The sequence below is a fragment of the Brachybacterium phenoliresistens genome, from assembly GCF_000576425.1.
GTDB classification, from domain to species: domain Bacteria; phylum Actinomycetota; class Actinomycetes; order Actinomycetales; family Dermabacteraceae; genus Brachybacterium; species Brachybacterium phenoliresistens.
Genome location: NZ_KK070018.1, coordinates 1 through 14,332, shown reverse-complemented (window position 1 = coordinate 14,332; position 14,332 = coordinate 1). Strand labels below are relative to the sequence as shown.

Below are 14,332 nucleotides of genomic sequence, written 5' to 3'. Positions count from 1 at the left end.
CCCGCTTCGTCATTCCCCGTCCCGTTTCGTTTTTTGCCCTGCTGCCGGTCGTGCAGCGGGGCTTTTCGCGTTCCAGGGCGCCTGGTGCGGGGAGTGGGAGCCGTAGCCGTCTGCCGGCCTATCGCGTCTGCGCTCGTCAGCGCGGGGTGCGCAGAGAAGCGGAAGCGGCCGCGGCAGCGGGCTGTGCTTCTCGCCCGGGGACACGGCGCCGGCACCTGGTGCCGGGTGATCGACCCCCGGCCTCATGAGGTGTCGCCGTGTCGAAAGGGCCCGCGATCGATCAGCCATCCGGAGGGCGCAGCAGATCGTTCCTGCGCTGCCGACGCTCGTCGTGCCTGCGCGCGCCGGACGGGTCATCAGGCGTGCCCCTCGCACGAGGTGTGCCCCGCCGGGGGAGGGGGGAGAGAACGTGTCCGGGAGCCGCGCTGCCGGCCGTGCTCTCGCCGGACGGCGCCGGCTCCGCGTGCGGACGGGAGCGCGGGTCGTCAGGTCCGCCACTGTGAGGGACTTCCGTCCCGTCCCGATCCCCGGGGGGTCGGTAGACTGGCGCCCGGCGTGCTGACGCGCGCCGCGCGCCGGAGACGGCGCTCCTGGCGGAGAAGAGGAGAACGATGCGTACCACGCTGTCGGCGGTTCCCGACATCGACGAGGATCTGGCGCAGTCCGTCGCCGATCGACTCGTCGAGGTGGAGCAGCGTCTCCGCGACAGCGTCGCGACCTCGGACGACATGGTCCAGTGGACCGGCCGCTACCTGATGGACGCCGGCGGCAAGCGCGTGCGCCCCATGCTGGTGCTCCTCGCCGCCTCCCTCGGGGACGTCACCCGCGAGGAGGTGCTCGATGCGGCCGTCCTCGTCGAGCTCACCCACCTCGCCAGCCTGTACCACGACGACGTGATGGACTCGGCGGTCACCCGCCGCGGGGCCAAGGCCGCACATCAGGTGTGGAACAACTCCGTCGCCATCCTCACCGGGGACTTCCTGTTCGCCCGTGCGAGCGCGCTGAGCTCCTCCCTCGGCCTGGACGCGGTGCGCTGGCACGCCGAGACCTTCGAGCGGCTCTGCCTCGGTCAGCTGCACGAGACCGTCGGCCCCAAGCCCGACGAGGACCCCTTCGACCACTACCTCTCCGTGCTCGCGGACAAGACCGCCTCCCTCATCGCCGTGGCCGGTCGCCTAGGGGCGTCCCTGTCCGGCGCCGGAGAGCACAGCGCGGACGTCCTGACCCGCTACGGCGAGAAGGTCGGCGTCGCCTTCCAGCTCGCCGACGACGTGCTGGACCTCGCGGTGTCCGCCGGCTCCAGCGGCAAGACCCCCGGCACGGACCTGCGCGAAGGCGTCCCCACCATGCCCACCCTGCTGGTGCGCCAGCGCCACGCCGAATCCCCGGACGCGCGCACCCAGGAGATCATCGATCGGCTCGAGGGCGACCTCACGAGCGACGAGTCGCTGGCCGAGCTCGTGGAGCTCCTGCGCGGCGACCCCGCCCTCGAGCGCACCCGCGAGCTGGCGCAGCGGATGTCCGCCGAGGCCGAGGCGATCCTCGACGAGCTCCCGGCGTCCCCGGTGCGCGATGCGCTGCACGCCTTCACCGCCTCGATGGTCGACCGCCAGCGCTGAGCATCGGACGCCGGCGGCGATCCACGCCCGCCGGCCCCTGGCCGGGCCGCAGCGGCACCCGGCGATGCCATTCGTACCACGCTTCGTCCCCAGTCGTGGCTCCCTCCCCGGGCTCCTAGTAGTCTGTGAGGCGTTGTGCAGACGGGACCCAGGTCTCGCGGGGAGGCCTGGCCGGGATGGGGCCGCCCGTGCGACCGCGTCGTGCGCCGGAGGGCACCAGCCGTCCTCCACGGCATCCGTCCCGGTGAATCGATAGGGGTACGACCGCATGTCCGTCACGACCGGAGTCCGCAGGCGCCGCCGGCGGACCAGCGCCGTCTCTGCGGCCGTGCTCGCCGTCGCCGCCCTCGTGATCACCGGGTTCGCCGTCGCCTACGACGGGCTCTCCTCCTCGGAGGTCGAGGTGAACGACGGCGGGGTATGGGTCACCAACGACGCCGACGGGATGATCGGCCGCATCAACGTCGACGCGGAGGAGCTCGACGCCCGTCTGGCGACACCCGGCGACGCCATCGACGTCCTCCAGTCCGGCTACCACGTCCTGGTCATGAGCGACCGCGGATACAAGCCCGTCAACACCGCCGGGGTCGAGACGCTCTCCGCGGTCGAGCTGCCGGTGGACTCCCGTGTGGGCCTCGGCGGGGACCGCGTCACGATCGCCGCGGGAGACGGCCGGGTATGGATCCTGACCCCCCAGCAGGCGGCCGCGTTCAGCCCCGCGACCGCGCCCGATCCCGTCTACACCGCGAGCGGGCATCGTCCCGTCGTCACCGTCGGCACCGACGGGACGGTCTTCGTCCTGGACGGCGGCAGCCTGATGCGCTTCCCCCGCGCGGAGGACACCACCAAGCCCGCCAAGGACGCCCCCGTGGACATCGCGGGGCTCAGCGACGACGAGGAGTCCCTCGAGCTGACCATCGTCGGGCAGGAGCCGGTGATCCTCGACCGTTCCGCGAGCCTGCTGCGCATCGGCATGAAGGGCAGGGAGTACGACCTCAACGCCCAGGGCATCGACGCCTCCAGCGCGAGGCTGCAGCAGCCCGGCGATGCCTCCGCGGAGGGGATCGTCGTCCTGGCCACCAGCTCGGCGCTGGTGGAGGTCCCGCTGGACGGGGCCGATGCCGCAGCGCACCCGTCCGGAGGTACCGGGAAGCCGGTCGTCCCCGTCCAGATCTCCGGGTGCGCATACGGGGCCTGGAAGGGCGCCAACACGGCGCTGCGCGCCTGTGCGGGCGACGGCGAGACCAGCGGGACGCGGATCGAGGGGGCCGACGAGGACGCGAACCTGACCCTGCGGGTCAACCAGGGCCTCGTGGTCCTCAACGATCGCAGCTCCGGCAAGTCCTGGAAGATCCAGGACGAGATGCAGCTCGTCGACGACTGGGAGTTCACCCAGGACATCGAGACGGACAAGCAGCAGCAGGAGGACGAGGAGACGCTCACCTCCAAGATCACCAACGTCGACGCCGAGCGCAGCGAGGAGAACCAGCCCCCGACGGCCAACCCCGATGCCTTCGGCGTGCGGGCGGGCGGCAACATCGTGCTGCCCGTCGTGCGCAACGACACCGATCCCGACGGCGACCTCCTCACCGCGAAGGTCGTGGGCGACCAGCCGGGCATCGGCACGGTCACTCCCATCCGCGGGGGCACGCAGCTGCAGGTGACCGTCGACGAGGACGCGACGGGCGCCGCGAGCTTCACCTACGAGGTCGACGACGGGCGCGGCGGGAAGGCCACCGCCGCCGTGGACCTCACCGTGCAGCCGGAGTCGACCAACACCGGTCCGCGACCGGCCGACGAGGACGTCGCCGCCACGAAGATCCAGGTCCGGTCCGGGCAGTCCGTGTCCTTCAACATCCTCCCGTACTACCAGGACGACGAGGGCGATGCCTTCTACCTCTCCAACGCGACCATGGACCCGGAGGACACCGTCACCTTCACGGCCGATGGGCTGATCACCGTCAACGACGCCGGCAAGAGCCCGGGGGAGAAGACCGTCTCGCTGTCCTTCGTCGACGAGCACGGCGAGACCGGCGAGGGCACCCTGATCGTCGAATCGGTGACGGACGACGAGCTGCCGCCGCTGGTGACCGCCGACCATGCGCGCATCGCCGCGGGACGGTCGGTCACGCTCAAACCGCTGCTGAACGACGTGAACCCCAACGGCGGCGACCTCGAGCTGCTGGGGGTGACGCCCTCGCAGCCGGAGGGTCTCGACGTGACGATGGACGCCCACTCCGGCACCGTGACGGTCCGGGGCGAGACGGAGGGCTCCTTCTACGTCGAGTACACCGTCGGCTCCGGGGCGCAGACCGCCACCAGCCTCATCCGGGTGGACGTGTCCGCGCCCACCGAGGAGGCGCTGAAGCCGGTCGCCGTGGACGACATGGCCATGGTGACCACGGGCCGGTCCACGCTCGTGGACCCGCTCGAGAACGACGTCGACCCCTCCGGCGGGGTGCTGGTCCTCAACTCCGTCGAGGTGCCGCCCCAGAGCGGGCTGAAGGCGACGATCCTCGACCACCACCTGCTGCGGATCGAGGCCGAGCCCGGCAGCGAGGCGGGGACCGAGCCCGTGCCGATCACCTACGAGGTCGCCAACGGCACCGACAGCGCCACCGGGACCGTGCGCGCGATGGTCGTCCACAGCGACACGCAGTTCGCCATCCCGATCGCGGTCGCGGACTCCGGCGTCGTCCGCGCCGGCGACGTGATCAGCCTCGACGTCCTGGCCAACGACTCCTCGCCGACGGGTTCCCCGCTGCACGTGAAGGAGGTGTCCGATCCCTCCGCCGTGGCGTCCTCGGGGACCCTCGAGGTGGTCCAGGACGCCGTCCGCTTCACGGCCGCCCCGGATGCCAGCGGCGAGGTCAGCTTCGAGTACACCGTGATCGACGAGACGGGCCGCGAGGACGCGGCGACGGTCACGCTCCGGATCGTCCCCGCCGACGGCAGCAACGATCCGCCGCGCCCCCCGAACATCGAGGCGCGCACCGTCGCCGGCACCCCGGTGCGGATCCCGGTGCCGACCAGCGGTGTCGACGACGAGGGCGACTCGGTGCTGCTGATGGGCATCTCGAGCCCCACCCCGCAGCTGGGCACGATCACCGAGTCCACCGGCCAGTGGCTCGAGTACACCCCCGCCCCCGGTCAGCACGGGACGGACACCTTCCGGTACCAGGTGATGGACCGCCAGGGCGCCATCGGCACCGGGGAGATCTCGGTGGGGATCGCCGAGCCGGCCGCCGTGAACCTGCCTCCGGCCGCCGTGGACGACACCGTCGAGGTGCGCCCGGACCGGATCGTGCAGATCCCGGTGCTGGAGAACGACTCCGACCCCGAGGGGGCGCCGCTGTCGATCGACCGCAGCGCGGTCCAGGCGCAGGAGGGGCTGGAGCTCATCGAGCCCGCGCCGGGGGAGTCCTCTCCCTACGTGACGGTGCGGACCCCGCCGGAGCCCGGCACCTACCAGGTGACCTACGCGGCCTCCGACGGGATCGCCTCGACCCCGGCCACCGCCATCGTCAAGGTCGACGGCGAGGCGCCGCTGCGGGCGCCGGTGGCCGTGGACGACTTCGTCGACGCCGCCGACGTGCTGGATCCCGAGGCGGAGACCGTGGAGGTCGACGCCCTGGCCAACGACTTCGATCCCGACGGCAGCGCGCTGGACCTCGGCTTCGCGCTCGAGGGCAGCCCCGAAGGGGTGACCGCCGACGAGAAGGGGCTGGTCCGCATCACCCCGCAGGAGGAGCAGCAGCGGATCCGGTACACGGTCACCGATATGGACGACCAGAAGGCCTCCGGGTACATCTGGGTGCCGGGCACCGCCAAGCAGCAGCCCGTCTGGACCGGAGGGACCCTGGAGGTCGGCCACAACGCCGAGCTGGCCATCGACCTGACCGACCCGAAGCTCGTGCGGGTGCGGCCCGGCGCCGAGAACGTGACGATCTCCGACCCCGACGCGGTGAGCGCGAACCACTCCGACGGCTCGGAGATCGCGGTGGACGGCACCCACCTGCTGTATCGCCCGCAGGAGGGCTATGCCGGGCCCGACACCATCACGGTCCCCGTCACCGACGGCGCGCCCGGGGACGCGACGGCCGCGACCTCCACGCTGACGATCCCGATCACGGTGCTGGCCGACGACGTGAACCTCCCACCGACGATGCAGGGCACCGTGCTGCGCACCGAGCAGGGCGCGGCCGCCACGACCCTGGACCTCGCGAGCCTGGCCGCCGATCCGGAGGAGGAGGCGCTGACCTTCGCCCTCGGCGAGTCCGCCACGGTCTCCGGCGTCCGGGTGACCCTGGACGGGTCCACGCTCACCGCGCAGGCGGACAAGGCCGTCCCCAAGGGCACCATCGTCGACGTCGAGGTCAGCGCGAGCGACGGCACGAACCCTCCGGCCACCGCGATCGTGCAGGTCAGCGTGCAGGGCTCCTCGAAGCCGCTGATCGCCACGGTCCTGGCGGAGGAGGAGCTCGACGCCGGACGCAGCGGCACCTACCCGGTGCTCGAGAACGCCTCGAACCCGTTCCCGGGCGAGCCGCGCACCATCACCGGCGTCGGGACCAACACGGCCGAGGTCCAGGCCGAGATCGCCGGGGAGGCCGTGACCGTCACCGCCGATCCCGAGTTCCATGGGATCGCGACCATCACCTACACGGTCCAGGACGCCACCGGCGATCCCGATCGCCGGGTCACGGGGACGCTGCAGGTCAACGTGATCGGCAAGCCCGAGGCGCCCTCGGCGCCGCGCATCCTCGAGACCGGCGACGGGTTCGTGAAGCTGGACTTCGTCCCGCGGGCGGACAACGGCGCAGAGGTCACCTCCTACACGGTCTCCAGCGCGAGCGGCCCCGGCGTCGACCGGGCCTGCACGTCCACGATCTGCACCGTCGACGGCCTCGAGAACGACACCGAATACACCTTCCAGGTCGTGGCGACCAACCGCGTGGGCCCCTCGGACCCCTCCGCCCCGTCGGCGACCGCCCGGCCCGATGTGCGCCCCGACAAGCCGGACGCGCCGAGGGCGACCCGCGGCGACGGCGAGCTCACCGTCGCCTGGCGGGCACCGGTCAACCGCGGTTCCGCGATCGAGGGCTACGACCTGCAGATCCGGACGGGATCGGGGCAGATGGGAGAGACCCGCACGGGGCTGTCGGCGGGGGAGACCTCGCTGGTGTGGGGCGAGCTCAGCAACGGCACGAACTACATGTTCCGCGTGCGCGCCCACAACTCCGCCGAGGACGCCTCCGACTGGTCCGACTGGTCATCGGCCGAGCACCCGGCGGGGAAGCCGAAGAAGCCGAAGGGGACCCCGTCGGCGGAGCGCTCCGGCAGCGGCAGAATCGACGTCTCCTGGCCGGGGATGAGCACGGACGAGGCGAACGGCGAGCCGATCACCGGCTTCGTGGTCACCGCCTCCGACGGCACCCGCAAGCGCGTGGACGGCGGCGACGCCCGCTCCACGAGCTTCACGAACCTCGATCCCGATACCGAGTACACGTTCACCTACGTCGGCGTGAACTCCGTCGGCGACGGGACGCAGGCCTCGGCCGCGTCCAACGCCGTCACCGCCTGGGCCAAGCCCGCGCCGCCGAAGAACGTCTCGGCGACGATGGACGAGAGCACCAACGACGGGCCCGACGGCACCGTCACCGTCTCCTGGGATCCGGCGGACGGCAACGGCACGGCCATCCAGGACTATGTGGTCACCGGCGGCGGGCGCGAGGAGGTCGTGAAGAACGGCACCTCGGTCACCCTCACCGGTCTCCAGAACGGGAAGGCGTACACCTTCACGGTGCAGACCCGGAACCGGTTCGAAGCATCCGGCGGCCTCAGCGACCTCTCGAAGCCCTCGAACTCGGTGACGCCGTACACGAAGCCGGCCAAGCCCACGGTGAGCTCCTCGGCCTCCGCCTGCACCGGCAGCAAGACCTGCCCGGTGCGCTTCGAGGTGTCCGCCAACGGCGACGGCGGTGCCGGCGGGATCGACAAGCTCGAGTACAACATCGACGGGGAGGGCTGGAAGACCTACTCCGGTCCGGTGGAGAAGACGGCCTCCTCGGGGCAGAACGTCTCCTTCCAGGCCCGCGCCTGGAACACCAAGGGCAAGGTCAGCGACACCGTCGAGAGCCCCCGGCAGGCGAGCACCTATACGCCTCCCGAGCCGAAGTTCGCCGGCATGACGGTGATCGCGCGGGAGAACAACCCGCCGACCTGCGACTCCCCGGTGTACTGCCGGAAGATCGACGTGGCGCTGAAGGACCTCGACCCGAACAGGACCTACACGCTGACGATGTACACCAACAACGCCGATCCGGAGGGGTGGTGGGAGTTCAAGCGGGCCGGGTACGGACGCGAGCTCCCGGTCACGCCGAACGCCGACGGCACCTGGAGCTACCACGGCCAGTACAACAGCTACCTCTACTACGGCATCCCGCTCTCGAACGTCGACGTCTTCGTGGACGGGAAGAAGGTCGGGAACTTCGAGCACCCCGACAAGAAGTGGTGACCGCGGCCCTGGCATGGACCGCCCCGCGCAGGACGACTGAAGCAAGGAACCCCGTACCGTGACAATGACCCCCGAACAGGCCCGCTGGTTCGCCGACACCTTCGACAAGCTCGTCCAGAGCGTCGGCCAGGCGGTCATGGGCAAGAACGAGATCGTCCGCCTCGTGCTGACCTCGATGCTCGCCCCCGGCCACGTGCTGCTCGAGGACGCCCCCGGCACCGGCAAGACCTCCCTGGCCCGGGCGCTCGCCGCGACGGTGCAGGGCACCAGCACCCGGATCCAGTTCACCCCGGACCTGCTGCCGTCCGACGTCACGGGCGTGACGATCTACGACCAGAACACCAAGGCCTTCGAGTTCCACCGCGGCCCGGTGTTCGCGAACATCGTGCTGGCCGACGAGATCAACCGCGCCTCCCCGAAGACCCAGTCGGCGATGCTCGAGGTGATGGAGGAGGGCCGCGTGACGGTGGACGGCGTGACCCACGAGGTCGGCAGCCCGTTCCTGGTGATCGCCACCCAGAACCCCATCGAGCAGGCCGGCACCTACCGCCTGCCCGAGGCGCAGCTGGACCGCTTCCTCATGAAGACCTCCCTGGGCTACCCGGACCATGCCACCAGCGTGCAGATCCTGCAGGGCTCCGCGGTCCGCGACCGCAGCCGCCAGCTGGTCCCGCGCATCTCGCTGCAGGCCGTCGACGACATGACCCAGCTGGCCTCGACCGTCCACGTGGATCCGGCCGTGCTCGAGTACGTCTCGCGGCTGATGGAGGAGACCCGCCTGGCCCCCGAGGTGCGGGTCGGCGTGTCGATCCGCGGCGCCCTCGCGCTGATGCGCGCGGTGAAGGTGTGGGCCGCCGTCCACGGCCGCCACTACGTCACCCCGGACGACGTCAAGTCCCTGGTCGGACCGGTCTGGCTGCACCGCTTCGTGCTCGACCCGGAGGCCGAGTTCTCCGGGGCGACGGCGCGGTCGGTGATGACGCGGATCCTGAGCGAGGTGGCGCCGCCCCAGGCGCGGCAGCAGAGCGCATGACCGCGCCGGCCCCCGCGACGGAGAACCCGTCGGCCCCCTCCGGCCCCGCGGCCGACGGCCCCTCGGCGCTCGCGCGCGCCCGGCAGGCGGCCGCCGGCGTCGTCGACCGCCGGGTGCGGCCGCTGCTCGACCTGGTCTCCCCGATCGGGTGGGCGGTGCTCGCCGCGGCGGTCGGCGCCTGGGCCGTCGGCCTCGGCCTGCACGTCACCGAGCTCGCCGCGATCGGGCTCGCCCTGAGCATCCCGCTGCTGGTCGCGGCGCTGTTCGTGCTGGGGCGCTCCTCCTACGAGGTGACGCTGGACCTGCAGACCCACCGCGTCGTGGTGGGCACGCGGGCGGTGGGCCGGGTGAGCGTGCGCAACCCCAGCCGCCGCGGGATCCTCCCGGCGCGCATCGAGCTCGCCGTCGGCAGCGCGACCGCCCAGTTCATGGTGCCGCGCCTGGAGCCCGATGCCGAGCACGAGGAGCTGTTCGCCGTCCCCACGCGGCGCCGCGCCGTGCTCGTGGTCGGGCCGGTGCGCTCGGTGCGCGACGACCCGCTCTCCCTCATGCGACGCCAGGTGACCTGGGCGAAGGCGCAGGAGCTGTACGTGCATCCGCAGACGGTGCGCCTGGACGAGGCCGCCAGCGGCTATCTCCGCGACCTCGAGGGGACGCCCTCCTCGGACCTGTCCAGCTCCGACATCGCCTTCCATGCGCTGCGCGACTACGCCCCCGGGGACGACCGGCGGCACGTGCACTGGCGCACCACCGCCCGCACCGGCAAGATCATGGTCCGCCAGTTCGAGGAGACGCGGCGCTCCCACATCGTCGTCGCCCTCGACAACCGGCACCTCGACTACGCCTCCGAGGACGAGTTCGAGCTGGCCGTCTCCGCGGCAGCCTCCATCTCCGCCCAGACCTTCCGCGAGGAGAAGGAGCTGACCGCCTTCACCGTCGACGCCGTCCAGCGCACCCGCGCCTACCGTCCGATGATGGACGACTACACGGTGCTGGACCGGATCGGCGGAGGGGCGCGCCTGCACGACCTCGGCCAGAAGGCCGCGGACCTGGCCCCGAACGCCTCCGCCGTGATGCTCGTGGTCGGCTCCCAGGCGACCCCGCGCGAGCTCAACGCCGCCGCGACCCGGCTGCCCGCCGGGATCCTCGCCGTCGCCGTCCGCTGCGAGGAGGGCGCCGAGGTGCGCCGCTCGTCGATCGGCTCCCTCGAGCTGGTCACGCTCGGGACCCTCGCCGACCTCCCCAAGGCCCTGCGGGCGGTGGCGTGATGCGCGAGGACACGACCTTCTTCGAGACCCGCGGCCACGGCCCGCGCGCCGTGGACATCGCCGTGATGGCGGTGCTCTTCCTGCTCGCCGTGCTCGGGCTGCAGGACGCCTACGGCGGGGCGGACTACCTGCTCGCGGGCGTGATGGCCCTGGCGGTCGGCACGATCGTCGCCCTCGTCGGCGCCCGCTGGCGCTGGGGCGTCCTGCGGGTCACCCTCGCCACCCTCGTGCTGCACCTGCTGCTGGGGTCGACCTTCGCCGCACCCACCCACGCGCTCTTCCACGTGATCCCGACCCTGGCGTCGCTGCGCGAGCTGCTCGTCGCGCCGATCACCGCCTGGAAGGCCATGCTGACGGTGTCCACGCCCGTCGGCTCCGCGCACGGCGTCCTCGGCGTGGTCTGGATCAGCACGCTGCTGCTGTCGGTGGCGGGCATGAGCATCGTGCTGCGCACCCGCCGCTATGCGCTGGCCTGGCTGTTCCCCCTCGCGCTGCTGCTGGTCTCGGTCGCCTTCGGCACGTCCGCCGCGGTCGCGCCGATGCTCCGCGGGATCGGCGTCGCCGTGATCTCCCTGGCCTGGCTGACGTGGCGCTTCGAGAGCGCCCGGTTGGCGTCGGCGCGCTCGACCATCATCTCGGACACGGTGCGTCCGGGCTCGTGGCGGAACCCCGTCCTGCGGCGCCGCGTGATCGGCGGCGGGCTCGTGCTGGTCATCGCCTGCGGGGCGACCGCCGGGGCGCAGGCCCTGCTGGACCCGCCGCCGGGAACGGCCCGGTTCGCCCTGCGCGACACGATGACCCCGCCCTTCGACCCGGACGAGTACGTCTCCCCGCTCACCGAGTTCCGTGGCTACCTCAAGCACCAGCGGGAGGCGGAGCTGTTCACCGTCACCGGTGTCGAGGACGGCGAGCTGGTGCGCCTGGCCACCCTCGACCGCTACGACCTGCAGACCTTCGCCGTCGCCAGCAGCACGGAGCGCACCGGCCCCTCCGGGGCCTTCCTCCGCACGGCCACCGGGGTGGACCTCCACGAGGCCTCTCCGGCGGCGCGCACCGCGACGGTCACGATCGGGGAGTACCGCGGCGTGTGGATGCCCACCCTCGGCTCCCGCACCGACCGGATCGACGCGCTGGGGGAGGGCGGGGACCTCGCCGAGAACCTCTACCTCAACCAGGTCTCCCAGACCGCGGTGGACGCCTCGGTGCTGGGCTCGGGGGAGTCCTACGACCTCGTCTACGAGCCGTACCGCCACCCCACGGCGCAGGAGCAGGACGAGATGGAGTTCGCGGACATCGACCTGCCGCCGCTTCCCGAGAACCTGCCGGCGGAGTACAAGGAGCTCGCCGAGGCGGCCGTCGGCGACACCGACGACGACTACGCCAAGATGCAGAACCTCTCGGCCACCATGCAGTCCACCGGGTACTTCTCCCACGGCGTGGACCCCGAGGACACCCTGTCCCTGCCCGGCCACGGCGCCAGCCGCCTGAACGCGATGCTCGCCGAGGAGATCTCCTACGACGCCGAGGACGTCACCGCGATGCCCCAGGGCCGCATCGGCGACCAGGAGCAGTACGCGGCGCTCACGGTGGTGCTGGCGCGCTCGGTCGGGATCCCCGCCCGGGTGGTGATGGGCTTCGAGGTCCCGGCCGGCTCGGCCGGCGAGGCCACCATCACCGGGGACGACGTCACCGCCTGGGTCGAGGTCGCCTACGAGGGCCAGGGCTGGGTCCGCTTCGACCCGACCCCCGAGCAGGACGACACGCCCACCCAGCCGGAGAAGAACAAGGTCGAGAAGCCGCGGCCCCAGGTCGCCCAGCCCCCGCCGCCGCCCGCCGAGCCGCCGAGCCCGCCGCCGGGCGCGACCAGCGAGGACGCGCCCGGAGAGGAGGAGGACCCCGCGCAGACGTCCTCCTGGGCCGTCTATGCGGCCGCCGGATCCGGTCCGTTCCTGCTGCTCGGGGCGCTGCTCGCCGCGATCGCCCTGGCCAAGGCGCGCCGGCGCGCGCACCGTCGCACCCGCGGCAGCGCCGCCGAGCGCATCGACGGCGGCTGGCAGGAGCTCCTGGACGTCCGCGCCGACCTGGGCCGTCCGGCCGATGTCCTGGTCACCCGGCGTGAGCTGGCCGCCGAGATCGAGGCCGAGCTGCCCGGTGCCGGCATCGCGGTGCTGGCCGAGCGCGCCGATCGCGGCGTGTTCGGACCCGAGGAGATGCCGCAGGCCGCCGTCGACGAGTACTGGGCCCAGGTGATGGACTCCCGGGCGGCGCTGCTGGCCGCCGTCCCCTGGCATCGACGTCTGCGCGGGCGCTTCTCCCTGCGCTCGTTCCGCCGCCGCCGAGCCCTGCGCCGCGCCGCAGCCCGGGACCGGCAGCGCCTGGATGCACGGCGCGAGAGCTCCCGCGCCCAGGCCGAGCAGCGCGCCGCCCGTCGCGGCCGCGGCGTCCCCGAGCCGGCGCAGCCCCGCGGCATCGGCCGTCTCCTCGACAGGATCGGCGCGGCGATCCCGCGGGGCCGGACCCGCATCCCCCGCACGACCAGCACGACCAGCACGACCCGCAGCACCCAGGAGGACCGATGACCGCCCCAGGCAACCGATACTGCGAGAGCTGCGCCGCCCTGCTGGCGCCGGGCGCCGTGCTCTGCGGGGAGTGCGGGACCCGCTACGCCCCGTCGCCGTACGAGCGGCACGGCACGCGCACCCCCGGCGCCTGGACCGAGGCCCCGCGCCCGCGCGAGCGCGACGGCTCGGGAGGCGAGCGGGAGGGCGAGGGCCCCGACGAGGGGATCGAGCTGCTCGGCCGCGGGACAGGGCCGGCGCCCGCTCCCGACGGCACGACGCTGCGCCCGCAGGACCAGTACGATCGAGCAATGGACGAACAAGGCCCCCCGCCCGTGCCCGGACACGCCTCGGCCCCCGGAGCGCCCTCGACGCAGGCCGCACCGGGGATCGGCACGCTCGATGCGCCGCTGGACGGCTGCGCGCCGTCCACGCCCGGCAAGCGGCTCGTGGCCGCGATCGTGGACGGCATCATCCAGGGGATCGTCGCGATCCCGCTGATCATCGGCAGCACCCTGCTCGTCGTGCAGCAGGAGGCGACGCTGCTCGCGCAGATCCTCATCGGCATCGGCGTCGCCCTGCCGACCGCCTACGTGGTGGTGCTGCTGTGGCTGCAGGGCGCGAAGGGGTTCACCCCCGGAAAGCTCATCGCCGGCCTGCGGACGGTGCGGCTGAGCACCGGGAGGCCCATCGGCTTCCTGCGGGCCCTGGGGCGCGCCGTCGTCTACGGGGTGTTCCCGCTCCTGATGGCGCTGTCGCTGTTCCTGGACCCCCGCAAGCTGCTGCGCGGCTTCCACGACCGGGCCGTGGACTCGGTCGTCGTCGACGTGAAGTCCGGCCGCGATCCCTTCCAGCCGCGCCCGGACGACTTCCAGCGCCCGAGCAGCGAGCACTACATGCCCAGCAGCTCGGTCCCGGTCACCGCGCACGAGAACCTCATGGCCCAGCCCGGTTCCGCGTGGTCGGCCGATCCCGCGACCTCGGGAGCCTCGGCGGACTCCGCGGCCCCGGCGCCCTCCGGCTGGGATCCGGCCCAGCCCACTCCCTCGGCCTGGGATCCTGCCGGCCCGTACGGCAGCGCCTCCTCCTCCGCGGCCCCGTCCGGCTCCGCCCCGTCCGCGCCGCCGGCCCCCGCGCCGGAGCCGGCTCCGGCATGGGGCGCGGCCCCGGCCCCGGCCCCGGCACCCCCGCAGCCTGCGGACCCGTGGGCGCCGGCGCCGCCCGCCCCCGCCGAGGAGGCGCCGCCCGCCCCGGCGCCCGCTCCGGCGCCCGCTCCGCAGGCGGCCGCCGAGCCCGCGCACGATGCCTGGTCCTCCGCGGCGCCCGCCGCGCAGGAC

At 72.9% G+C, this 14,332-nt stretch carries 6 protein-coding genes; all 6 read left to right on the top strand.

What is annotated here, in order from left to right; translation table 11 throughout:
* Window positions 1-611 precede the first annotated feature (611 nt).
* Entirely contained in the window at window positions 612-1,619 is a 1,008-nt protein-coding gene (locus tag BF93_RS18625) for a polyprenyl synthetase family protein (protein WP_038374756.1), read from the top strand.
* A 268-nt stretch (window positions 1,620-1,887) separates the two neighbouring features.
* Window positions 1,888-8,136 carry an Ig-like domain-containing protein gene (locus BF93_RS18620; protein WP_038374755.1) on the top strand — a complete coding sequence of 2,083 codons (6,249 nt, stop codon included), beginning with the start codon at window positions 1,888-1,890 and terminating at the stop codon, window positions 8,134-8,136.
* 58 nt (window positions 8,137-8,194) lie between these two features.
* Window positions 8,195-9,169 carry an AAA family ATPase gene (locus BF93_RS18615; protein ID WP_038374753.1) on the top strand — a complete coding sequence of 325 codons (975 nt, stop codon included), beginning with the start codon at window positions 8,195-8,197 and terminating at the stop codon, window positions 9,167-9,169.
* Window positions 9,166-10,437 (top strand): DUF58 domain-containing protein, encoded by a 1,272-nt coding sequence (locus tag BF93_RS18610; protein ID WP_051487220.1) that lies wholly within the window; start codon window positions 9,166-9,168, stop codon window positions 10,435-10,437. Before BF93_RS18615 ends, BF93_RS18610 begins: the two co-directional genes overlap by 4 nt.
* Window positions 10,437-13,016, top strand: coding sequence for a transglutaminase-like domain-containing protein (locus BF93_RS18605; RefSeq protein WP_051487219.1), 2,580 nt, complete (start codon window positions 10,437-10,439; stop codon window positions 13,014-13,016). The genes BF93_RS18610 and BF93_RS18605 overlap by 1 nt, the downstream gene beginning before the upstream one ends.
* A partial coding sequence (locus BF93_RS18600) for an RDD family protein (RefSeq protein ID WP_038374751.1) occupies window positions 13,013-14,332 on the top strand: 1,320 nt, incomplete at its 3' end. The genes BF93_RS18605 and BF93_RS18600, both read left to right, overlap by 4 nt.

Bases quoted from the DNA above. Each gene is read 5' to 3' on its own strand.
- BF93_RS18625 (WP_038374756.1), top strand. From the start codon at position 612: ATGCGTACCACGCTGTCGGCGGTTCCCGACATCGACGAGGATCTGGCG.
- BF93_RS18620 (WP_038374755.1), top strand. From the start codon at position 1,888: ATGTCCGTCACGACCGGAGTCCGCAGGCGCCGCCGGCGGACCAGCGCC.
- BF93_RS18610 (WP_051487220.1), top strand. From the start codon at position 9,166: ATGACCGCGCCGGCCCCCGCGACGGAGAACCCGTCGGCCCCCTCCGGC.
- BF93_RS18605 (WP_051487219.1), top strand. From the start codon at position 10,437: ATGCGCGAGGACACGACCTTCTTCGAGACCCGCGGCCACGGCCCGCGC.